This window comes from Streptomyces sp. STR69 (assembly GCF_024519455.1).
Classification (GTDB): Bacteria; Actinomycetota; Actinomycetes; order Streptomycetales; family Streptomycetaceae; genus Streptomyces.
The window spans coordinates 570,112-591,597 of the sequence record NZ_JALJRY010000001.1 but is presented as its reverse complement, the minus strand read 5'-3'; the positions used below and the strand labels follow the sequence as shown (position 1 = coordinate 591,597).

Annotated in this window: 21 protein-coding genes and 1 riboswitch; of the genes, 9 read left to right on the top strand and 12 right to left on the bottom strand. The window is 70.7% G+C overall.

The genetic code is table 11. The features are described 5' to 3' along the window. Positions 1-110: 110 nt before the first annotated feature. Complete coding sequence (locus tag OC490_RS02775) at positions 111-965, bottom strand: hypothetical protein (protein WP_262056315.1); 855 nt, start codon at positions 963-965, stop codon at positions 111-113. Positions 966-1,088: 123 nt separating this feature from the next. Next, a riboswitch (ZMP/ZTP riboswitch) is annotated at positions 1,089-1,178 on the top strand. A gap of 31 nt (positions 1,179-1,209) precedes the next feature. Between OC490_RS02775 and OC490_RS02770 the strand changes: the two genes are divergently transcribed. Then, positions 1,210-2,664, top strand: a complete 1,455-nt coding sequence (locus tag OC490_RS02770; protein ID WP_262056111.1) for a glycine hydroxymethyltransferase — start codon at positions 1,210-1,212, stop codon at positions 2,662-2,664. A gap of 45 nt (positions 2,665-2,709) precedes the next feature. On the opposite strand, the gene OC490_RS02765 is transcribed toward OC490_RS02770, so the two are convergent. The 4 genes from OC490_RS02765 to OC490_RS02750 all read right to left on the bottom strand — a co-directional run bounded on the left by OC490_RS02765 (position 2,710) and on the right by OC490_RS02750 (position 5,810). Continuing rightward, positions 2,710-3,321 (bottom strand): hypothetical protein, encoded by a 612-nt coding sequence (locus OC490_RS02765; protein WP_262056110.1) that lies wholly within the window; start codon positions 3,319-3,321, stop codon positions 2,710-2,712. Positions 3,322-3,429: 108 nt separating this feature from the next. Then, entirely contained in the window at positions 3,430-4,158 is a 729-nt protein-coding gene (locus OC490_RS02760) for a hypothetical protein (RefSeq protein WP_262056109.1), read from the bottom strand. Positions 4,159-4,306: 148 nt separating this feature from the next. Further along, positions 4,307-5,221, bottom strand: coding sequence for a hypothetical protein (locus OC490_RS02755; protein WP_410098499.1), 915 nt, complete (start codon positions 5,219-5,221; stop codon positions 4,307-4,309). Then, positions 5,208-5,810: an RNA polymerase sigma factor gene (locus tag OC490_RS02750; RefSeq protein ID WP_262056107.1), complete on the bottom strand. Its 603-nt coding sequence runs from the start codon at positions 5,808-5,810 to the stop codon at positions 5,208-5,210. The genes OC490_RS02755 and OC490_RS02750 overlap by 14 nt, the downstream gene beginning before the upstream one ends. A 110-nt stretch (positions 5,811-5,920) precedes the next feature. Here OC490_RS02750 and trpS point away from each other — a divergent pair, with 110 nt between their 5' ends. Both trpS and OC490_RS02740 read left to right on the top strand, forming a co-directional pair. Continuing rightward, the gene (gene trpS, locus OC490_RS02745) at positions 5,921-6,934 is read left to right on the top strand and encodes a tryptophan--tRNA ligase (protein ID WP_262056106.1); all 1,014 of its coding nucleotides are present in this window, start codon (positions 5,921-5,923) and stop codon (positions 6,932-6,934) included. Between the two features lie 163 nt (positions 6,935-7,097). Then, positions 7,098-7,676, top strand: coding sequence for a 2'-5' RNA ligase family protein (locus OC490_RS02740; RefSeq protein ID WP_262056314.1), 579 nt, complete (start codon positions 7,098-7,100; stop codon positions 7,674-7,676). Positions 7,677-7,685: 9 nt separating this feature from the next. Here OC490_RS02740 and OC490_RS02735 read toward each other — a convergent pair whose 3' ends face one another. Further along, entirely contained in the window at positions 7,686-8,429 is a 744-nt protein-coding gene (locus OC490_RS02735; protein ID WP_262056105.1) for a decaprenylphospho-beta-D-erythro-pentofuranosid-2-ulose 2-reductase, read from the bottom strand. 160 nt (positions 8,430-8,589) lie between these two features. On the opposite strand from OC490_RS02735, the gene OC490_RS02730 reads away from it, so the two are divergent. Further along, positions 8,590-9,540 (top strand): YihY/virulence factor BrkB family protein, encoded by a 951-nt coding sequence (locus tag OC490_RS02730; RefSeq protein ID WP_262056104.1) that lies wholly within the window; start codon positions 8,590-8,592, stop codon positions 9,538-9,540. Here the strand turns inward: OC490_RS02730 and OC490_RS02725 are convergent. Next, positions 9,488-10,816, bottom strand: a complete 1,329-nt coding sequence (locus OC490_RS02725; RefSeq protein WP_410098497.1) for a D-alanyl-D-alanine carboxypeptidase family protein — start codon at positions 10,814-10,816, stop codon at positions 9,488-9,490. The genes OC490_RS02730 and OC490_RS02725 overlap by 53 nt on opposite strands. A 91-nt stretch (positions 10,817-10,907) precedes the next feature. On the opposite strand from OC490_RS02725, the gene OC490_RS02720 reads away from it, so the two are divergent. Further along, on the top strand, positions 10,908-11,147 hold the full coding sequence (locus OC490_RS02720; RefSeq protein WP_262056102.1) for an SCO4848 family membrane protein: 240 nt from the start codon (positions 10,908-10,910) through the stop codon (positions 11,145-11,147). A 4-nt stretch (positions 11,148-11,151) separates the two neighbouring features. After that, positions 11,152-12,366: a metallophosphoesterase gene (locus OC490_RS02715; RefSeq protein WP_262056101.1), complete on the top strand. Its 1,215-nt coding sequence runs from the start codon at positions 11,152-11,154 to the stop codon at positions 12,364-12,366. Positions 12,367-12,390: 24 nt separating this feature from the next. Here OC490_RS02715 and OC490_RS02710 read toward each other — a convergent pair whose 3' ends face one another. Together OC490_RS02710 and OC490_RS02705 are read right to left on the bottom strand one after the other, a co-directional pair. Beyond that, positions 12,391-12,954: a dihydrofolate reductase family protein gene (locus tag OC490_RS02710; protein WP_262056100.1), complete on the bottom strand. Its 564-nt coding sequence runs from the start codon at positions 12,952-12,954 to the stop codon at positions 12,391-12,393. A 25-nt stretch (positions 12,955-12,979) separates the two neighbouring features. Then, complete coding sequence (locus OC490_RS02705; protein ID WP_262056099.1) at positions 12,980-13,621, bottom strand: DinB family protein; 642 nt, start codon at positions 13,619-13,621, stop codon at positions 12,980-12,982. Between the two features lie 256 nt (positions 13,622-13,877). Between OC490_RS02705 and OC490_RS02700 the strand changes: the two genes are divergently transcribed. Next, on the top strand, positions 13,878-15,434 hold the full coding sequence (locus tag OC490_RS02700) for an ABC transporter substrate-binding protein (RefSeq protein WP_262056098.1): 1,557 nt from the start codon (positions 13,878-13,880) through the stop codon (positions 15,432-15,434). A 95-nt stretch (positions 15,435-15,529) separates the two neighbouring features. After that, positions 15,530-15,934, top strand: a complete 405-nt coding sequence (locus OC490_RS02695; protein ID WP_262056097.1) for an ATP-binding protein — start codon at positions 15,530-15,532, stop codon at positions 15,932-15,934. 13 nt (positions 15,935-15,947) lie between these two features. Here OC490_RS02695 and OC490_RS02690 read toward each other — a convergent pair whose 3' ends face one another. Next, positions 15,948-17,402, bottom strand: a complete 1,455-nt coding sequence (locus tag OC490_RS02690) for a sensor histidine kinase (protein WP_262056096.1) — start codon at positions 17,400-17,402, stop codon at positions 15,948-15,950. After that, the gene (locus tag OC490_RS02685; protein ID WP_262056095.1) at positions 17,399-18,085 is read right to left on the bottom strand and encodes a response regulator transcription factor; all 687 of its coding nucleotides are present in this window, start codon (positions 18,083-18,085) and stop codon (positions 17,399-17,401) included. Before OC490_RS02685 ends, OC490_RS02690 begins: the two co-directional genes overlap by 4 nt. 187 nt (positions 18,086-18,272) lie before the next feature. Between OC490_RS02685 and OC490_RS02680 the strand changes: the two genes are divergently transcribed. Next, positions 18,273-20,672: an MMPL family transporter gene (locus tag OC490_RS02680; RefSeq protein WP_262056313.1), complete on the top strand. Its 2,400-nt coding sequence runs from the start codon at positions 18,273-18,275 to the stop codon at positions 20,670-20,672. A 9-nt stretch (positions 20,673-20,681) separates the two neighbouring features. On the opposite strand, the gene OC490_RS02675 is transcribed toward OC490_RS02680, so the two are convergent. After that, entirely contained in the window at positions 20,682-21,479 is a 798-nt protein-coding gene (locus tag OC490_RS02675; RefSeq protein WP_262056094.1) for a TetR family transcriptional regulator, read from the bottom strand. Positions 21,480-21,486 lie beyond the last annotated feature (7 nt).

The following is a 21,486-nucleotide window of genomic DNA, read 5'->3' as shown; positions in this document are numbered from 1 at the left end:
CCGGCCCGGTCCGTGTCGTCGGCGGCCATGGGCCACGGCGTCGGCCGTGGAGCCAGCCCGTTGCGGATGTGCTCGGTTGTGAGGCTCGGCGGGTTGCGGAAGCTCGGCTGTCAGGTCTGCTCCGCCCCCTGCACCGGGTCTTCGACCGTGCCCTCCGCAGGCGCTTCCCCGAACCGGGCCAACGCCAACGCCCCCACCACCGCGACCAGGAACCCCAGCACGGCGAGCCACTCCAGCCCTTCCCGTGTACGGTCCCCGAGCCACACCACGCCCACCGCCGCCGGCCCGATCGTCTCCCCGATCACCAACCCGGCGGTGGCCGTCGTCACCGACCCTCGCTGCAGGGCCGTGGTCAGCAGCAGGAACGCGGCGCCTCCACCGACCAGCAGGGCATACGTCGCCGGGTTGCCGACCAGCGTCGACGGTGAGAGCGAGTCGATCAGCCGGACCGCCACCTCGACGACCCCGAACCCGAACCCGGCGCCAAGCCCGAGCGTCAACGCCCGCCCCCGCTCCGGCAGTCGCCCACCGACCAGCCCGAGCAGCAGCACCGCACCGGCCGTCCCCAGCATCGCCCACTTCAAGGCCGTAGAACCGGCCCGGTCCCCCTCCGCCCCGGACGCCAGCCCCAGCATCGCGAGGCCCGCGCACACCACACCGACGGCCGCCCACTCCACCCCGCTGAGCCGCACCTTCAGCAGCCGCGCGGCCACCACCGCCGTCACCGCGAGGCTCGACGCCAGGGCCGCCCCGACCGCGTAGATGGGCAGCGACCGCAGCGCCGCGATCTGGAACACGAACCCCAGCCCGTCCAGCCCGAGCCCCGCCATGTACCGCCACTGCCGCAGCGCCCGCAGCAGCAGCGCCGCGTCCCCGCCCCCACCCGTCGTCGCCGCCCGCGTGGCGACCGCCTGCAGGACCGTCGCGGTACCGAAGCAGATCGCCGCGCCGAGCGCGCACACCATTCCAAAGAGCACATAGGGACTCTAGGGGAGGGGAGATCACCGCGGCCTCCCGCGCGGGGACTCTCACCGAACTCCAGATGCTGGACGCACGAGCCGCCCCGTCCGGCCCGCCCGGTAGGCTGACCGGCGGGCCGTGACTGGCGCGCTGGGATGGGACCGACCATCGGGGAGCGGCCCGAGCTGCAATGTGTGCCGTGCGCCTGGGCCGTACCGTGAACGCCGAACGCCACGTCCGGAGGTCCCCATGCCCGACAATTCCGCGCCCCTTTCCCGTGAGTCCACCGCCTTCCGCGCCGCCCTCGATGTGATCCGCGCCGTCGAGCCGCGCGTCGCCGACGCCATCGGCCAGGAAGTCGCCGACCAGCGCGAGATGCTCAAGCTGATCGCCTCCGAGAACTACGCCTCCCCGGCCACACTGCTCGCGATGGGCAACTGGTTCAGCGACAAGTACGCCGAGGGCACCATCGGCCGCCGCTTCTACGCCGGCTGCCGCAACGTCGACACCGTCGAGTCCCTCGCCGCCGAGCACGCGCGCGAACTCTTCGGCGCCCGTCACGCCTACGTCCAGCCGCACTCCGGCATCGACGCCAACCTTGTCGCCTTCTGGTCGATCCTCGCCGACCGTGTCGAGGTCCCGGCCCTCGCGAAGGCGGGCGTCCGCCAGGTCAACGACCTCTCCGACGCCGAGTGGGCCGAGCTCCGCCAGGCCTTCGGCAACCAGCGCATGCTCGGCATGTCCCTGGACGCCGGCGGCCACCTCACCCACGGCTTCCGCCCCAACATCTCCGGCAAGATGTTCGACCAGCGCTCCTACGGCACCGACCCGGCGACCGGCCTCATCGACTACGACGCCCTGCGCGCGTCGGCCCGCGACTTCAAGCCGCTGATCATCGTCGCCGGCTACTCCGCCTACCCCCGCCTGGTGAACTTCCGCATCATGCGCGAGATCGCCGACGAGGTCGGCGCGACCCTCATGGTCGACATGGCGCACTTCGCCGGCCTGGTCGCGGGCAAGGTCCTGACCGGCGACTTCGACCCGGTCCCGCACGCCCAGATCGTCACCACGACCACGCACAAGTCGCTGCGCGGCCCGCGCGGCGGCATGGTCCTGTGCGACGACTCCCTCAAGGACCAGGTCGACCGCGGCTGCCCGATGGTGCTGGGCGGCCCGCTCCCGCACGTCATGGCAGCCAAGGCCGTCGCCCTCGCCGAGGCCAGGCAGCCCTCCTTCCAGGACTACGCCCAGCGCATCGTCGACAACTCCCGCGCGCTGGCGGACGGCCTGATGCGCCGCGGCGCCACCCTCGTCACCGGCGGCACGGACAATCACCTGAACCTGATCGACGTGGAGACGTCGTACGGCCTCACCGGCCGCCAGGCCGAGACGGCCCTCCTGGACTCCGGCATCGTCACCAACCGCAACGCGATCCCGGCCGACCCCAACGGCGCCTGGTACACCTCCGGCATCCGCATCGGCACCCCCGCCCTGACCACCCGCGGCCTGGGCACCGCCGAGATGGACGAGGTCGCCGCTCTCATCGACCGCGTCCTCACCACCACCGAGCCCGGCACGACGAAGTCGGGCGCGCCGAGCAAGGCGTCCCACGTCCTGGACGAAAAGGTCTCCGACGAGATCTCCCGCAGGGCGACGGACCTGGTGGCCGGCTTCCCCCTGTACCCGGAGATCGACCTCGGCTGACAGCCGGCCTACGTCCTCTGTCGAGTTGTCAAAGATCGGCGACTCTCACAGATCGATGAGTTCCTGTCGTGGTTCCTCGCGCGGCGGCCCGGCCTCACGCCGGGCCGCCGCGCGGCGTATCAGCAGCGTGCCGCCGACGCCGACGGCGAGACCCGCGGTAGCCCACCCGACCCGCTCGGCAGTCCCGGGCGCATCCTTCGCGGCACCGGCTCCCGTATCGCCCCTGACCTCACCGAGCAGCCCCGCCCGCTCCATCCGTGTGAAGACCGGGCGCGGCACCCGATGCCAGCGGATGTCGTCGTCCGCCACCTCCGGCGCCGGATCCGTCCGCACCCACGGTGTGCCGTCCCCGGCGACGAACAGCTGGTCCTCCCGCTCCACCGCCACATCACCACCAGGAGCCCGGCTCGTCCGAGGCCAGCCCCCGACTCCGGTGAGCCCCCACACCACGGTGATCCGCACCGCCGGATACCGGCCCGTCTCCCACTCCGGCGGCACCCGCTCCGTCCCCGTGAACGTCGGCTGCAACAACGTCCACAGGCGCGCGAACGACGGCTCCCCGGAGCGCCACGCCTCCGTCCGGCCGGTGTCACCCGCCACCACCAGCGCCAGATCCGGGATGTCCCGGCGCGGATCCTGAACCCGCACCTGAGTCATCCCGACAGCCTGGACCCGAGCCGCAACGGCCAGAGCCATCACCACCAACACCCCCACGAGACACGCGCCCCGCAAGCTCCCGCGTTTCATCCCGCACCCCTCCACCCCTCACACGTCCCGCAACTCCTGCCTGGGCCCCGGCTCCCGCCCCTTCCGCCACCGGTTCAGCGGCAGCCGTACGGCGAACGGCCGCAGTGCGACGGCCAGTACCGCTCCGGCCGCCGCGCCCGGTATCGCCCACCACCAGTCGGTGCCGTCGTCGTCCTTGTCCTTCACAGTGACCCGCACCGTGCTGGTCTCCGCGTCGGTGTCAGGTGCGGCGATGGCCGGAGCGGACTCGGTCGGCTGCCACGGTGCCGGGAAGACGCCCGTATAGCCGTCGGACCCGGTGTCCGTGCCCGTCACTCCCAACTTCCTCAAGAGGGCGCGCAGTTGGTCCGGATGCTCGGCGCGATGCCAATAGCCGTTCAGATTCGTGTTCTCCGGCACATCGGCCGCCGTGTGGATCCACACCGCCTGCGGACGGGACTCGACGGGAAAGACCCGGTCGATCCGCCACGGCGATATGTCGTGCGCCAGCCAGGTGACGTTGATCTGGCGGGCGTGGGTCAGATCGGCCTCGGGCGGCTTGTCGCGGGTGCCCTTGCCCTCGGGGCCGAGCAACTGCTGGAGTTTTCCGTACTGTTCGTCCGAGTAGTACAGCGCCGTGGCCTGTCCGCTCGTCGGCGAGGTGACGAGCACACTGGTCGGCCCGCCCGCCGCCGCCTCCGACGCACCCCACACCATCAGCGACAGCGTCATCGCCAACGCCCCGCTCAGAGCCGTCAGTTCGCGCATCCTGCCCGCGCTCCCGCTTGTCCTGACCGCACTTCCGACTCCGGACATCCGAACCCCCGACCAGTCGATCCCCGCACGGCCCGCCCGCGAGCCGCCTGTCACTTCTGGTACACCGCCCGACCCGCCGGGGTTCCCACTCCGCCCGCCTCTATTCGCGCGATCCGTGCCGGTCGACCGACTTGGCGATCTCCACGGCCCGCTGCTTCGACACCACCCCTTCCAGCCGGAACGTCAGATCACCACCAGGAGCTCCGCCGACCGGATGCGTCCACAGCAGCGTCGGACCGGCCGTCCGCTCCGCCCGCGTATAGCGGTCCCCGTCCGCGTCCACCAGCCAGAAGCTCAGCAGATGCGGCCGCGCGAACCACAGCGCCGGGTCCTGTATGCCGTCCGGCGAGACGGACGCATCCAGCGACAGCCACTCGGGCGGTTGGCTCACCGTCTTGACGAAGCCGATGTCCAGCCGCGCCGGATATTCGTCGACCCGGACCGTGTGCCCGCCCTCCCGCCAGCACAGGCTGACCAGAAAGCGCCCCTGCGGCTCGCCGGTCACCGTCACCGCGTCCGGAACACCCAGCGCCTCCGGCACCAGCGGCTCGAACCCCGCCTGCCGACGGGCCTGCGCCAAGGTCACCGACCGTCCGCACCCGGGCACCACGGCACCGGCAGAGGGCACCGCGGACGGGTCGTACCGCACCTCGACCCCGCCGAAGCCGAACCAGTCGAAGACCGCCGCCCGCACCGGAGGTGTGAGCACGAGCACCGTCAGCAGACCGCACAGGGCCGCCGTCAGCGCGCGCCGACGCAGCCACACCCAGTGCCGCACAGCGCGCAGCCGCGCCCGGAACCCGCCCGAACCGGCCTCCTGGACGGGGACCGGGAGCTGCTCCGCCAGTATCTGCGCCAGCACCCGCTCGACCATCGACTCGGCCCCGGCGGCCCCGCCCTCACCACCGCCCCGCGCGTCCAGGGAACGCCCCAGCGCCCGCAGCTCCTCGGGCAACCGAGAGCCGGTGCCGGTGCCCTCGCCCTCGTAGGACTCCCGTCCGTCACTCATCCTCATCACCCCCTTCCCGAGGCCGGAAATCCGGCAGCAGTCGCCCGAGTTTCCTCAGCGCGCGACTCAGCCGGGACTTCACCGTCCCGCGCGGCCAGCCCAGGGCCTGGGCCGTCTCCGGCTCGTCCATCTCCAGGAGGTAGCGGTAGGTCACGACCAGGCGGTGCTCCTCGCTCAGCTGCTCCAGGGCGGACAACAGGGCCGCGCGGCGCTCCGTCTCCAGCGTGGCGACCGCCGGATCCGCCGATTCCGGTATCAGCGGCTCGGCCTCCGCGAACGCGGCCTCCCGGCCGGCGAGCGTGCGCTGGCGTGCCGCCGTACGCACGGTGTTCCTCGTCTCGTTGGCGACGATCGACAACAGCCACGGCTTGAACGCCGAGCCTTCCCGGAACCTGCCCAGCGCGCAGTACGCCTTGACGAAGGCCTGCTGCACCACGTCCTCCGCGTCCGCACCCGCCCCGAGTGCCGCGGCCGCCCTGAGCGCGATGCCCGTGTGGGCCCGCACCAGCTCCGCGTACGCCTCCGGCTCTCCGGCGCGTACGCGTGCGATCACCGCGACCTCATCGACGATGCGGCCCCCCTCCCGCGTCTTCACATAACTGGTACACCGCCCGAGGCGGATCGGTTCCCACCCGTGGCGCAGCTCTTCCGACCCGGTTCCGACCGGTTCCGGACCGGGTCCCGGGACCTGAGAGAATGGTGAACATGGCCTCTGACAGTCCTCGCGTGCTCTCCGGAATCCAGCCCACCGCAGGCTCGTTCCACCTCGGCAACTACCTCGGCGCCGTCCGCCAGTGGGTGGCCCTCCAGGAGTCCCACGACGCGTTCTACATGGTCGTGGACCTGCACGCGATCACGGTCCCGCAGGACCCGGCGGACCTGCGCGCCAACACCCGGCTGGCCACAGCCCAGCTGCTGGCCGCCGGTCTGGACCCGGACCGGTGCACGCTCTTCGTCCAGAGCCATGTCCCCGAGCACGCCCAGCTCGCCTGGGTCATGAACTGCCTGACCGGCTTCGGCGAGGCCGCCCGCATGACCCAGTTCAAGGACAAGTCCGCCAAGCAGGGCTCGGACCGCGCGTCCGTCGGCCTGTTCACGTACCCGATCCTCCAGGTCGCCGACATCCTGCTCTACCAGGCGAACGAGGTCCCGGTCGGCGAGGACCAGCGCCAGCACGTCGAGCTGACCCGCGACCTCGCCGAGCGCTTCAACGGCCGCTTCGGCGAGACCTTCACGATCCCGAAGCCGTACATCCTCAAGGAGACGGCGAAGATCTACGACCTTCAGGACCCGTCGATCAAGATGAGCAAGTCGGCGTCCACCCCGAAGGGCCTGATCAACCTCCTCGACGACCCGAAGGCGACCGCCAAGAAGGTCAAGAGCGCGGTCACCGACACGGAGACCGTGATCCGCTACGACGCCGAGAACAAGCCGGGCGTCTCCAACCTCCTCACCATCCACTCCACCCTCACCGGCAAGTCGGTCGCCGAGCTGGAGAAGGAGTACGAGGGCAAGATGTACGGCGCGCTCAAGACGGACCTCGCCGAGGTCATGGTCGAGTTCGTGACGCCGTTCCGGGAGCGCACCCAGCAGTATCTGGACGACCCGGAGACGCTCGACGCGATCCTGGCCAAGGGCGCGGAGAAGGCGCGGGCCGTCGCGGCCGAGACCCTCGCCCAGGCGTACGACCGGGTGGGCTTCCTGCCCGCGAAGCACTGAGGCGTACGACCGCACTGAAGTACCACTGGACAGAGCGCTGCACATCACTACGGTTGCGCCTGCCCACAACTCAGTCGTGGCCGTACAGTCGATAGCCGAGCCGCCGCACGCGTGGCTGCTCCCGCTCACCAACAGGACACCGATCAGGACGACAGGAGACGACGTGGGGACCGTAACGATCGGTGTGTCGATCGCGGTCCCGGAGCCTCACGGCAGCCTGCTCCAGGAGCGGCGCGCGGGCTTCGGCGACGCCGCTGCACACGGCATCCCCACGCACGTCACGCTGTTGCCGCCCACCGAGGTGGACGCCGCCCAACTGCCCGCGATCGAGGACTACTTGGTGGACGTCGCCGCCGCCGGGCGCCCCTTTCCGATGCGGCTGTCCGGCACCGGCACGTTCCGGCCGCTGTCCCCGGTCGTCTACGTCCAGGTGGTCGAGGGCGGCGCCGCCTGCACCTGGCTGCAGAAGCAGATCCGCGCCGCCTCCGGGCCGATGGCGCGCGAGCTGCACTTCCCGTACCACCCGCACGTCACCGTGGCGCACGGCATCGACGACGAGTCGATGGACCGCGCCTTCGCGGCCCTCGCCGACTACTGCGCGGAGTGGCCCTGCACCGGCTTCGCGCTCTACGAGCAGGGCGCCGACGACGTCTGGCGCAAACTCCGCGAGTTCACCTTCGGCGGCGCCGTCGTACCACCCCAGGCGGCCCACACGGACCGCGGCACGATCCCCAGTCACTGAGCACGGTCGTCAGACGGCCAGCCGCCGGAACAGCCCCCGCGGCAGGTGCCGTAGCGCCGATGTCACCACGCGCAGCGCCCCTGGCACCCACACCGTCTCCGAGCCGCGGCGCAGGCCCAGTTCGATGGCCGTGGCGACCGCTTCGGGGGTGGTCGTGAGGGAGGCCGCCCTCGGGTCGGCCATGGTCCTCGACCGTACGAGACCGGGTCGTACGACCATGACGTGCACGCCCGTGCCGTGCAGCGCGTCGCCCAGGCCCTGCGCGAAGGTGTCGAGGCCGGCCTTGCTGGAGCCGTAGATGAAGTTCGTGCGGCGGGCCCGTTCGCCGGCCACCGAGGAGAGCACCACCAGGGAGCCGTGGCCCTGGGCCTGCAGGGCCCGGGCGCTGATCAGGCCGGACGAGACGGCGCCGGTGTAGTTGGTGTGCGCGACCCGTACCGCGGCGGCCGGATCGCGCTCGTCGCGGGCCTGGTCGCCGAGGGTGCCGAAGGCGAGCAGCACCAGGTCGATGTCGCCCTCCGCGAAGACCTTGCCGAGCACGGTCTCGTGGGAGTCGGGGTCGAGCGCGTCGAAGGCGACGGTGCGGACCTCGGCCCCCAGGGCGCGCAGTTCCGAAGCGGCACTCTCCAGGGCGGGCGAGGGGCGGCCCGCGAGCCACACCGTGCGGGTACGGCGGGCGATCAGCCGGCGGGCGGTGGCCAGTGCGATCCGGGACGTACCGCCGAGGACGAGGAGGGACTGTGGAGGACGCATGCCCGTGACCGTATCGCCCGCTTATGGGCGGTTGGTCGTGCGGCGTCGGCGCCCTCCCTGGAATGGGCGATTAATCGGATGCAGGGCAACATGGCGCCACGCACTCCCGTTTGTGGGGTGGCCGCACATCGGTGTCAGTGGTCGGGGGCAGAATCGGATCATGGACTGGCTGAAGAAGCTCCCCCTCATCGGGCCGCTGTTGGCGCGACTGACCGCCACGCACGCGTGGCGGTCGTACGAGCGTCTCGACCGGGTGAAGTGGTCGCAGCTCTCCGCCGCCATGACGTTCATCAGCTTCATCGCGCTGTTCCCGCTGCTGACCGTGGCCGCCGCGATCGCCGCCGCCACCCTCAGCACCGACCAGCAGCACGAACTCCAGAACAAGATCGCCGAGCAGGTCCCCGGTATCTCCGACCAGCTCAACATCGGTTCCCTGGTCGACAACGCGGGCACCGTCGGTCTCATCGCCGGTGCCGTCCTGCTGTTCACCGGCATCGGCTGGGTCGGCTCGATGCGGGAGTGCCTGCGCGCGGTGTGGGAGCTGCCGGACCGCGACGAGAACCCCCTGCTGCGCAAACTCATCGACAGCGGGGTGCTGATCGGCCTGGGCGGCGCCGTCCTCGCGACGATCGCCGTCTCCACCGTCGCCTCCGCGCTGGTCGACTGGATCAACGACCAACTGGGCATCGCCCAGGGCGGCTGGGGCGGGATCCTGCTGCGGATCGCCGCGTTCGCCGTCGCCGTACTCGCCGACTTCCTGCTCCTGCTGTACGTCCTGACCCTGCTGCCCGGTGTCGAGCCCCCGCGCCGCCGGCTCTTCGTGGCCGCGCTGATCGGCGCGGTCGGCTTCGAACTGCTGAAGCTGCTGCTCAGCGGCTACATCCAGGGCGTGGCCGCGAAGAGCATGTACGGCGCGTTCGGCGTCCCCGTGGCGCTGCTGCTGTGGATGAACTTCACCTCGAAACTCGTCCTGTTCTGCGCCGCCTGGACGGCGACCCCGAGCAGACCGGACGAGGACGACGACTACGTCCCGGCCGACGACGCCGAGGATCCCAAGGTCAGGGACGCGGGCGACGACGGACCAGATCCGGCAGCGGCCAGCGCCGGTTGACCAGGAAGACCCCGCCGGCCAGCAGCACCAGCAGCCCGCCGACGATCGCGAGCGCGATCCCCACCCCGCTCGAACCGTCCTCCTCGGCGGTCGGCACGGAGGCTGTGGAGGACGTGGCCGACTTCGTGCCCGCCGTGTCGCCGCCCGCCTCACCGCTGGCCGTCGCACCCGGCTGGGCGCTCGCCTGTGCCGCGTTCTTCGGCGCGACCAGTTCACCCACCGGCTGCACCTTGCCGTCGGCCTGGAAGCCCCAGTCGAGGATCTTCGCGGCCTCCTTGTAGACCTCGTTGTGCTCGTCCTTCTCCGGGTTCATGACCGTCACCAGCAGCACCTTGCCGCCGCGCTCGGCGACCCCGGTGAAGGTGGCGCCCGCGTTGGTGGTGTTGCCGTTCTTGACCCCGGCGATGCCCGGATACACCGAGACGTCCGAGTCGCCGCTCAGCAGCCGGTTGGTGTTACGGATCTCGAAGGTCCCGCGGACCGACTTGCCCTTCTCCTTCGTGGTCTCGCCCGGGAACTTCACGCTCACCGTCGAGCAGTACTCGCGGAAGTCCTTCTTCTGCAGCCCGGACCGCGCGAACAGCGTCAGGTCGTACGCCGACGAGACCTGCCCCGGCTCGTCGTAGCCGTCCGGTGTCACCACATGCGTGTCCAGCGCCTGGAGGTCCTGGGCGTGCGCGTTCATGTCGGCGACGGTCTGGTCCACGCCGCCGTTCATGTGGGACAGGACGTGCACGGCGTCGTTGCCGGAGCGCAGGAAGACCCCGAGCCACAGGTCGCGGACCGTGTAGCTCTCGCCCTCCTTTATCGGGACCACGCTGGAACCGGCGCCCATGCCGGCCAGGTCGGACGCGACCACCTTGTGCTCGGTCGTCTTCGGGAACTTCGGCAGCACGGTGTCCGCGAACAGCATCTTCAGGGTGCTCGCCGGCGGCAGCCGCCAGTGCGGGTTGTGCGCCGCCAGCACATCACCGGACTCGGCGTCGGTCACGATCCACGACCGCGCGGTCAGGTCCTTCGGCAGCACCGGGACCCCGGCCGCCTGATTGACCTGCGTCCCCGCCTGCGCGAGCCGGGCGCCGCCCACCGACGACATGTTCGCCGGGGGAGTGGCCGTAGGAGTGGCACCCGGACTCGCCGACGGACTCGCCGACGAACTCGGCGTCGGGGTCGGACTCGGAGCCGCGAGGGCGAGCGGCGCGGTGAGCGCGAGGGACGACAGGGCGGCGGAAAGGACCAGCAGGGATCGCCTGACGGTCTTCAGTGGAGCGGGCACGCACGAGAACGTACATGCCCAGGGACCCGAAGTCCCGTCACCGGCCCCACCCCGGCCACCGGCCCCGGAGGACGACGGCGATACTGGACTCATGAAGCTCAGCCGCCCCGTCTCCTGGTTCCTGCTCGCCTTCGGGGTGTGGAGCTGGATCATCTGGATCACTTTCGTCAAGAATCTCGTCGCGGACGGCAGCGGACTGGCCTTCGACGACGGCCGCCCGACGGCGTACTTCTGGGTGCATCTGACCCTGGCCGTCGTGTCCTTCGTATTGGGGACGGTCATCGGGGGCCTCGGGTTGCGTGGACTGCGCGCACTGCGCGAGACGTCATAGAGAAGTGGCCATCGTCGTCATCGCTCTCGCCGCCCTGGTCGCGGTCGCCGTCCTGGGCGGGGCGCACTGGTACGTCTGGCGCCGCCTGGTCCGCGACACCACGCGCGCGTGGGGCCCGGCCCGCGTCACCGGCACGGCCGTACTGATCGCCGGCCCGGTCCTGATGATCGCGGCCCTCGCCGCCGAACGCGGCGGCGCCCCCTTCTGGCTCCAGGGCGTCCTGGGCTGGCCCGGCTTCCTGTGGATGGCCCTGGTGATCTACCTGCTGCTGGCCGTCCTCGCGGGGGAGGTCCTACGGCCGCTGCTGCGCCGGTTCCTCGCACGGCGCGGGCGGGCCGAGACGGTCGTCGTGGAAGAGACCGGATCCGCAGCCCCGGAAGAGCCGCGGAGTGCCCCCTCCCGCCGTCTCTTCGTCTCCCGGGTCGTCGGAGGTGCGGCTGCTGCCGCCGCCGTGGGGACCGTCGGATACGGCACCTACGGTGTCCTGCGCGGGCCGAGCGTGAAGCGGGTGACCGTGCCGTTGGCCAGACTGCCGCGGTCCGCGCACGGGTTCCGGATCGCGGTCGTCAGTGACATCCACCTGGGGCCGGTCCTGGGGCGGGGGTTCGCGCAGAAGGTCGTCGACACGATCAACTCGACGCAGCCCGATCTGATCGCGGTCGTGGGCGACCTGGTGGACGGCAGCGTCAAGAACCTGGGGCCCGCCGCTGCTCCGCTGGCTCAACTGCGGGCGCGGCACGGGTCGTTCTTCGTCACGGGCAACCACGAGTACTTCTCCGGCGCCGAACAGTGGCTGGAAGAGGTCCGCAGGCTCGACATCCACACTCTGGAGAACGCCCGCACCGAACTCCCCGGCTTCGACCTCGCCGGGGTCAACGACCTCCAGGGCGAGAGCGAGGGCCAGGGCCCCGACTTCGGCAAGGCGCTCGGGGACCGGGACACCACGCGCGCGTGCGTGCTGCTCGCGCACCAGCCCGTGCAGATCCACGAGGCGGTGAAGCACGGCGTCGACCTCCAGCTCTCCGGGCACACCCACGGCGGCCAGCTGTGGCCCGGCAACTTCATCGCCGCGGCGGCCAATCCGACGGTCGCGGGCCTGGAGCGCTACGGGGACACCGAGTTGTACGTCAGCAGGGGTGCGGGTGCCTGGGGACCGCCGACCCGGGTGGGGGCGCCTTCGGACATCACGGTCGTCGAACTGGCGTCGAAACAGGCCTAGTTGGCGTGCCTCCCGGACGGGCGCTCAGTGCCTCGTCTCGTACCTGGTCAGGATCACGCCACAGGCAAGTGTCCGCGTCTCCACCAGGTTCAGGTTCACCCAGTTGTCCAGCGCGCTGAAGAACGGCGTGCCGCCGCCCGCCAGGACCGGCGCGGTGGCCAGCACGTACTCATCGATCAGCCCGGCCCGCATGGCCGCCCCGGCGAGCGTCGCGCCGCCGATGTCCATCGGGCCGCCGTCCTCGGCCTTGAGCCGGGTGATCTCGGCGACCGCGTCGCCGGTGACCAGGCGGGTGTTCCAGTCGACCTTGTCGATCGTCGAGGAGAACACCACCTTCGACATGTCCCGCCAGTTCCGCGCGAACTCGATCTCCGCCGGGGTGGCGCCCGGCTGCTGGTCGCCGGTCGGCCAGTAGGAGCTCATCGTCTGCCACAGCTTGCGCCCGTACAGCGACACGTCGGTCGCCTGCAACTGGTCGGACCAGAACTGGAACAGCTCGTCGCTCGGCACGCCCCAGCCGATGTCGTCGCCGGGCGCGGCGATATAGCCGTCCAGGGTCAGGTTCATTCCGTAGATCAGTTTCCGCATGGCGCAGGCCTTCCGTGAATCGGTCTCACGCGTACAGACCGGGGCGGCGCGGGAAACTCATCGGTGTGCCGTGAGGCAACCTCTGAGCCTTGATGGGGGCGGCCGACCCGGCGGCCTGCTCGATCTCGGCGCGGTGGGCCGCACGGGCTTCCTCGTCGATCGGCTGCTCGTGTTCGGCGCGCACCCCGGTCCGGCCGTCGAGGCCCTCGCGCAGGATGTCGGCGTGCCCGGTATGCCGGATGGACTCGCCGAGGACATGGACCATGACGGCGAACAGGTTCGTGTTCGGATACGGCTCCGGCCACCACGGCACATGGCCGGGGGCGTCGAGGGGAAGCTCGTCGACCGTCGCGTCCGAGTGTTCCCACGTGCGCCGGTAGAACCCGATGATCCGGTCGCGGGTCTCGTCCTCGGTCGCCCACAGGTCGTTGCCGTCGTGGTCCTGCCACCGGGGCAGCGGTTCCGGGGAAGGGCGGTCGAAGACCTCGCCGAAGTACCTGGCCTCGACGGTGGCCACGTGTTTGACCAGGCCGAGGAGGTTGGTCCCGGTCGCTGTCAAAGGTCGGCGGGCGTCGTATTCGGACAAGCCGTCGAGCTTCCAGAGCAGCGCCTCGCGGTCCCGCCGCAGTCTCCCGTGCAGGTTGTCCTTCGCGAATTCGTCGATCATGCGGCACGAGCCTGCCATCTTCGGGAAGGAGTCGTCGAACTGGCCTCGAAACAGGCCTGGTTGCCGGTGAGGGGCGTCCCCGCGGCATGGCTGGGAGTCGCCTGTGAAACCGGCGATTAACACTCGCCGGTAAGTTCTTTCTCATCTGGGCAGAACCCTCTTCCCCCGGATGAAACTCCTGTGGTTAGGTGATCCGCGCCACTAGGGGAGTGGCATATGCGCACGGACCCGGGAGGGTCCTGGGGAGGGCACACCGATGCGGTCGGTTCGCATACGGATTCTCGCGACACTGCTTGTTCTGGCGGCCGTGGGAGTCGGCGGCTGGCAGTTGCTGCCGTCGGACGGGAACAAGAACAGGACGATCACGGTGGGGACGACGGACACCGTCACCTCGCTCGACCCGGCCGCCGCGTACGACGCGGGTTCCTGGGCGTTGTACAGCAATGTCTTCCAGTCGCTGATGACGTTCGACTCGGGCGGCACGACACCCGTCCCGGACGCGGCCAAGAGCTGCGGCTTCGTGGGCAGCGGGCTGACGACGTACCGCTGTGTGGTGCGCGACGGGCTCACCTTCCCGAGCGGGCGCACGATGACCGCCGCGGACGTGAAGTACTCCTTCGACCGGGTCAAGAAGATCAACTCGGATGTGGGTCCCGCGCCCCTGCTCTCCACGCTCGGTTCGGTCGACGCCTCCGGGATGACCGTCACCTTCCATCTGTCGTCGCCGGACGCCACGTTCCCGTTCAAGGTGGCCACCGGCGCCGGTGCGATCGTCGACAGCACCAAGTACCCGAAGGACGCCCCGCGCAACGGGTTCCAGGCCGACGGCACCGGGCCGTACACCCTGTCGTCGTATACGAAGGACAAGAAGGCCGTCCTGAAGCCCAACAGCCACTACAAGGGCGCGGTCAAGAGCACCGGGAGCCCGATCGAGCTGCGGTACTACGCGGGCTCGGACGCGCTGGAGAAGGCGTACAAGGCGAAGCAGGTCCAGGTCGCCACCCGGCAGCTGCCGCCGAAGATGCTCTCCGGGCTCTCCGCCAGCGACCCGAACCAGCGGGTGTCGGAGGCCGACAGCTCCGAGACCCGCAACCTGTACCTCAACACCCGTAAGGGCACGCCCCTGCACGACGTCCTCGTCCGGCGGGCCATGGCCTGGCTGATCAACCGCGACGAGCTGGCCGCCACGGTGTACGACGGCACGGTCGACCCGCTGTACTCGCTGATCCCGGCGGGCCTCGTCGGCCATACGACGTCCTTCTTCGACGCGTACCCCTCCGAGAGCGTCAGCAAGGCGAAGGCACTCCTCGAAGAGGCGGGTGTCTCCGTCCCGGTGCGCTTCACCTACGGCTACGGCATCGGGCACGGTTCCGGCGCCGAGGAGGCCGCCGAGCTGAAGAAGCAGCTGGAGGCGAGCGGCCTGTTCAAGGTGGACGTCAAGGGCTACGAGTGGACCGACTTCCAGAAGCGCTGGGCCACCGGAAAGCTGGACGCGTGGGCGGTCGGCTGGGCCGCGGACTACCCCGACCCGGACACCTTCGGCTCCCCGCTCGTCGGCACCGGCTCCACCATGAACACCGGCTACAGCAACAAGCTCGTCGACCAACTCATCCTCGACAGCCAGAAGTTCGCCGACCGCAGCCGCGTCGACGACGACTTCCGCGACGTCCAGACGGACGTCGCCGAGGACGTGCCGCTGATCCCGCTGTGGCAGCGCAAGGAGTACGCCGTGAGCAGCGAGGACGTCGGCGGCATCTCCTACCTCACGGACGGCACCGGCGTGTTCCGCCTGTGGGCGCTGGACTGGATCTGAGCCCACCCGCCCGGCCGGACCTCGCCCGAGTGACACCGGGCGGCCCTCGCACGCAGCACCATGTGACGGAGGTGTGCGCGGGGTGAGGAGCCGACGTGGTCAGACGCAACTCCTTCCGGCTGCCCCGGCACCCGGCCTCGGTGGGGCTCGCCCGGCGCCGGGTCCGGGACCATCTGGCCGACTGGGGGCACGCCGGTGACGATCCGGCGCTCCTGGACGCGGTGCTGCTGGTGTCCGAGCTGGCCACCAACGTCGTACGTCACGGGCCGCTCCTCGAGCGGGAGTTCGAGGTAGCGGTGACGGCCCTCGCGGACGGTTCCTGCCTCATCGAGGTCTCGGACGAGGGCCGTGTCGAACCCCGGCTGCGGGTCGTGACGGACGCGGCGGAGACCGGCCGCGGTCTGCACCTCGTCGAGAGCATCGCGGCGGCCTGGGGCGTGTGGAGCCGCGGCGCACACGGCAAGACGGTGTGGGCCCTCGTCCAGGCCGACACCCCGTGACACCCCTGGTGTCCTACGACGGCACCGGCGCCCGTGTCGGCAGGGTCACCGTCACCGCGAGCCCCTTGCCCGGCGCCGTCCGCACCGCCACGTCCCCGCCGTGCGCCTGGACGACGCCCTGCACGATCGCCAGCCCCAGTCCGCTGCCCGCACCGCCGCCCGCCCGGAAGAAGCGGTCGAAGATGCGCGCCGCGTCGTCCTGGCAGAGCCCCGGACCCTGGTCGGCGACACACAGCCGTACGACCCCGTCCTCGCGCTCCAGACCGAGCCGCACGGGCACGTCGGCGGGCGTGTGGGCGCGGACGTTGGTCACCAGGTTGCCGAGTATCTGGCGCAGGCCCGACTCGTCGGCGCGCACCAGCAGGGAGCCGTCGGCGCCGACCGTGACCGGCCGTTCCGGCTGCTGCACCCGCAGGTCCTCGGCGGCGTCGCGCACCAGGCGGCTCAGGTCGACGTTCTTGAAGCGCAGTTCGGGCCGCTGGTCCAGGCGGGCCAGGGTGAGGAGTTCGTCGACGAGGCGGCCCATGCGGTCGGCCTCGGCGTTCATCCGGTCCCAGGCGCGTCTGCGTTCGTCGGGCTCGGTCAGCATGCCCTTGTCGTAGAGCTGGAGGTAGCCGCGTATCGCCGACAGCGGGGTGCGCAGTTCGTGCGAGGCGTCGGCGACGAAGCGGCGGAGCTGGGCCGCCGTGCGCTCGCGCGTGCGGTACGCCGACTCCACCTGGTGGAGCATGGAGTTGAGGGCGAGGCGCAGTTGCTCGACCTCCTGGGTCGGGTGGTGGCTGGAGGGCACGCGGCGGGTCAGGTCGCCCTCGGCGATCGCCGTCGAGGTCTCCACCATGTCCTCCAGGGGCCGCAGCCGCCGCCGCACGCTGATCATCGTGAGCGTGGCGAGCAGCACGAGCAGCAGGCTGCCGAAGGCGAGGTCCAGCTTGAGGGCCTTGGCCATGCCGTGGTGGAGGCCGCCGGTGGAGGCGGCGATCAGGATGTACGTGCCGTCGGTGAGCCGGGTCCCGGTGGCCCGGTAGGAGTCGCCGCGCAGCGAGATGTCGCGCGGTGTGCGGTCCTTGGTGAGCTTGGCAGGGTCGTGAAAGGCGTCGGCGAGGGCCCGCTGTGCGGTGGTCGGGGCGTACCCGGCGATGGTGAGCACCTTGCCCTGGCGGTCGACCGCCGCGAACACCGTGTCCGGCTTCGGGGAGCCGGGCTGCTGTTGGGGCACCAGCCGGTCGCCGATGCCGGCCAGTGAGCTCAGTACGTTGATCTGCTGCATGGTGAGCTGCGAACTGCTCAGCGAGTCACGGGACTTGGTGAGTTCCGCGTCGACCTGGGCGACCAGGTAGTGCCGCATGCCCATCAGGCTGACGGCGGTGGCCATGACGATGCCCAGGGAGAGCAGCGCGAGGTTGGCCAGGGTGAGCTTGGCGCGCAGCGAGTGGGCGCCGCGCTCGCAGTTCGGCAGCCGGATGTTCACGCGAGCCCGTATCCGACGCCCCGCCGGGTGGTGATCACCGGCGCTCCCAGAGTGTCCAGCTTGCGCCGCAGATAGCTGATGTAGGTCTCGACGACGGTCGACTCCGGCGGGGTGTGCTCGTACTGCCAGACATGGCGCAGCAGTTGCTCCTTGGGCACGATCCGGCCGCCGTTGCGCACCAGGAAGCGCAGCAGGGCGTACTCGGTGGGGGTCAGCTCGACCGAGCGGTCCGCGCGGTGCACCGAGTACGTCGTCTCGTCCAGCTCCAGGTCGCCGTAGCGCAGCGGCGGGCGCTGGGGGAGGACGTCGGCGGGGCGGGGGCGGCGCAGGACGGCGGTGATGCGGGCGACGACCACGTCGATGTCGAAGGGCTTGGTGATGTAGTCGTCGCCGAAGCCGAGGGCGCCGACGATCTCGGCCGGCGCGTCCCGCGCGGTGAGGAAGACGAGGGCCAGGTCGGGCCTGCGGGCGCGCAGTTCCTGCCCCAGGGCGCGGCCGTCGCCGTCCGGGAGCATCACGTCGAGCAGCGCGCAGTCCGGGCGGGTGCGCTCGGCCAGCGCGAGCGCCTCGCGGACGGTGCCCGCGGTCATGACCTCGAAGCGGTGGTAGCGCAGCGCGATGGCGAGGACGTCGGCGATGCTCGGTTCGTCCTCCACCACCAGCACGGTTCCTGGAGCCGTCATGCCCCCAGTATCGGCCGCACCACCGACATCGGGGCCGTCCGGTCTTTGGAGTTCCTTGAGAGTCATGGCCAGGACGTGTCCACGCGCGCGTGCCACCGCCAATTGTGTAGCCCAGGACCTGGGGGACCATCCGACCGATCGACCGAGTCAACTCGGTTTTACATAAGGAGTGTTGAGCGTGGCGGCATTGGCACGGTGGTGCTATCGGCACCGGCTGGTGGTCCTGTTGCTGTGGGTGGGGGCACTGTTCGGCCTGGGCTTCTCGGCGACGACGGCGGGGACGGACTACGCGAACGTCTTCTCCCTCCCGGACACGGACTCCAAGAGCGCGTACGACCTGATGCAGAAGGCGTTCCCGAACAGTTCGGGCGACACCGACACGGTGGTGTGGAAGGTCGACTCGGGCTCGGTCAAGGACCAGTCCGTACAGACCCGCATCCAGCCCGTCCTCGACAGGATCGCGGGAATGAAGGGCGTCGGCGAGGTCACCGGCCCCTACTCCGGTGCCCGGGGCGCCGCGCAGATCAGCTCGGACGGGACGATCGCCTACGCGCAGATCACCTTCGCCGAGCAGGCGAACGCCGTCCCCAAGGAGCTCGTCCAGAAGGTCGTCGACACCGCGCAGGGCGCGAAGCGCGACGGCCTGCACGTCGAACTGGGCGGCCAGGCCGTCCAGCGGGTCGAGGAACCGCCGGGCGGCATAGCGGAGGGCGTCGGCATCCTCGCGGCGGCCGTCGTCCTGTTCCTGGCCTTCGGTTCGTTCTACGCCGCCCTGCTGCCGATCGGCATCGCGATCTTCGGCGTCGGCACCGGCCTGTTCTCCACCCAGCTCCTCAGCCACGCCACCGACATCCCCGACCTGGCGCCCCTGCTGGCCACCCTGATCGGCCTCGGTGTCGGCATCGACTACGCCCTGTTCATCGTCACCCGGCACCGGCGCGGCCTCCAACGGGGAATGGATCCCGAGGAGTCGGCGGTCGTCGCCCTCAACACCTCGGGCCGCGCGGTGCTGTTCGCGGGCGGCACGGTGTGCATCGCGCTCGCCGGCATGCTGGTGACGCAGCTGCGCTTCCTGGACGGCGTGGTCATCGGCACCTCGCTCACGGTCGTCCTGAGCGTCCTCGCGGCGACGACCCTGCTGCCCGCGCTGCTCGGCTTCCTCGGCCCGCGCGTGCTCAGCCGCAAGCAGCGCCGCAAGCTGGAGAACGGGCCCGAGCCGGAGCGCACCGACAATCTCGCGGTCCGCTGGTCGGCCGCCGTGCAGAAGCGCCCGCGCCGGATCGCCGCCTTCGCCCTCGTCGTCATGGCCGTACTCGCCTTCCCCGTGCTGTCGTTGCGCCTCGGCGCCACCGACCAGGGCAACGACAACGCCTCGACGACCACCAGGAAGGCGTACGACCTCCTGGCCGACGGTTTCGGCCCCGGCTTCAACGGCCCGCTCCAGGTGGTCACTTCGAGCGGTGACACGACCACCCTGGTCAAGGGCATCGAGGCGACGAAGGACGTGGCCCGGGTCGCCGCGCTGCCGCCCACGGGCGGGGTGACGGTGATCCAGGTCGTCCCGAAGACCTCACCGCAGTCCGTGGAGACCGACGACCTGATCGACACCCTGCGGGACAAGGTGATACCCGAGGCCGGCGCGACCGGTCACGTCGGCGGGGTGACGGCGATCTCCAAGGACTTCGCGTCCGTCACCGGCGACCGCCTCCCGCTCTTCGTCGCGACGATCATCGGCCTGAGCTTCCTGCTGCTCCTGCTCGCGTTCCGCTCGCTCGTGGTCCCGTTGACGGCCGCCCTGATGAACCTCATCGCGGCGGCGGCCTCCTTCGGTGTCCTGGTGGCGATCTTCCAGTGGGGCTGGGGCCTGGACATGCTGGGCCTCGGCAAGGAGGGCCCGATCAACGCCTTCCTGCCGGTCATCATGCTGTCCCTGCTCTTCGGCCTCTCCATGGACTACCAGGTGTTCCTGGTCAGCCGTATGCACGAGGAGTGGGTCCACACCAAGGACAACGCCCGCGCGGTCCGCGTCGGCCTCGCGGAGACCAGCCGCGTCATCAACTCCGCCGCCCTGATCATGGTCTGCGTCTTCCTGGCCTTCGTCCTGAGCGGCAACACGGGCGCGGCGACGGCGGGCGTCGGCCTGGCCGCCGCGGTCGCCCTGGACGCCTTCATCCTGCGTACGGCCCTGGTGCCGGCCGCGATGCACCTCCTGGGCAACTCCAACTGGTGGCTCCCGGCCTGGCTCGACAAGAGCCTGCCGCACCTCGCGGTGGAACCCGCGGAGGAGCCCGTACAGGCCGTCGTGGAGGGTCCGGCGTCGGCCGTCCACGGTTTCGTCCGTACGGCCGACGGCGAGCCCGTGGAGGGCGCGTCCGTCACGCTGCGGACGACCGGCGGACGCGAACTGGACCGCGTCGAGTCCCTGGCAGACGGCTCGTACATCGTCTCGGTGCCGGCACCGGGGACCTACCTCCTGGCGACGACCGCGCCGTCGTACGGCTCCACCGCCCGGCAGGTGAGCGTGACGGACGGCCCGCTGATCTACGACGTCGAGCTCGCCGAGGGCGGAGTGGACGCGGTCAACTGACCTGATCGCTCAGGGGCGTTCGTCGTCGGCGGTTCCGGCGGCGGGCGCCCCGCGCTTGTCCTTGTCCTTCTTCTTCGCCGGGTCGGGCAGCGCGTGGGTCATGCCCGGCAGGAAGTCCGTGAACAGCTCGTGCACCTCGAGGACGAGCGGGCGCAGCACCCGGAAGCGTGCGAGGGAGACACCGCGCGCGGTGAGCCGGGCACCGCGCTCGGCGAGCCGGTAGCTCCGCTCCCGCCCCTCGGTCCGGTCGAACACCCAGTACAGCACCAGGCCCATCTGCGAGAGCCACATCAACTCCGGGAGTACGTCCCGCAGTTCCGGAGCCACCTTGGTCTTCGCGCCGAACAGCACCTCCTTGTGGACGTCGATGGCCTGCACGCGCGCGTGCTCGCTCTCCGGGGAGAACGGGCTGAGCGGGCTGTCCGGGTCGGCGGCGTTCTTGAAGAACTGCACCGCGAACTCGTGGTAGGGCGTCGCGATATCGAGCCACACCCGGAGCACGCCCGCGAGCCGCGCCTCCAGATCGGTCTCCCGGTCCAGCACCTCGCGGACCGCGAGCCGGTGCTCCTCGGCGATACGGTCGTAGAAGCCCTGGATCAGGTGCTCCTTGCCGGCGAAGTAGTAGTACGCGTTGCCGACCGAGACGCCCGCCTCCTTGGCGATCGCCCGCATCGTCGTCTTGTCGTAGCCGTGCTCCTGGAACAGCCGCATGGCCGTCTCCAGGATGAGCGCGCGGGTCTGCTCGGACTTCACGGACCTGGCGGGCGTACCGCCGTCCTCTTCGGGGCTGTCGTTCTTCGCGGGCACGGAAAGA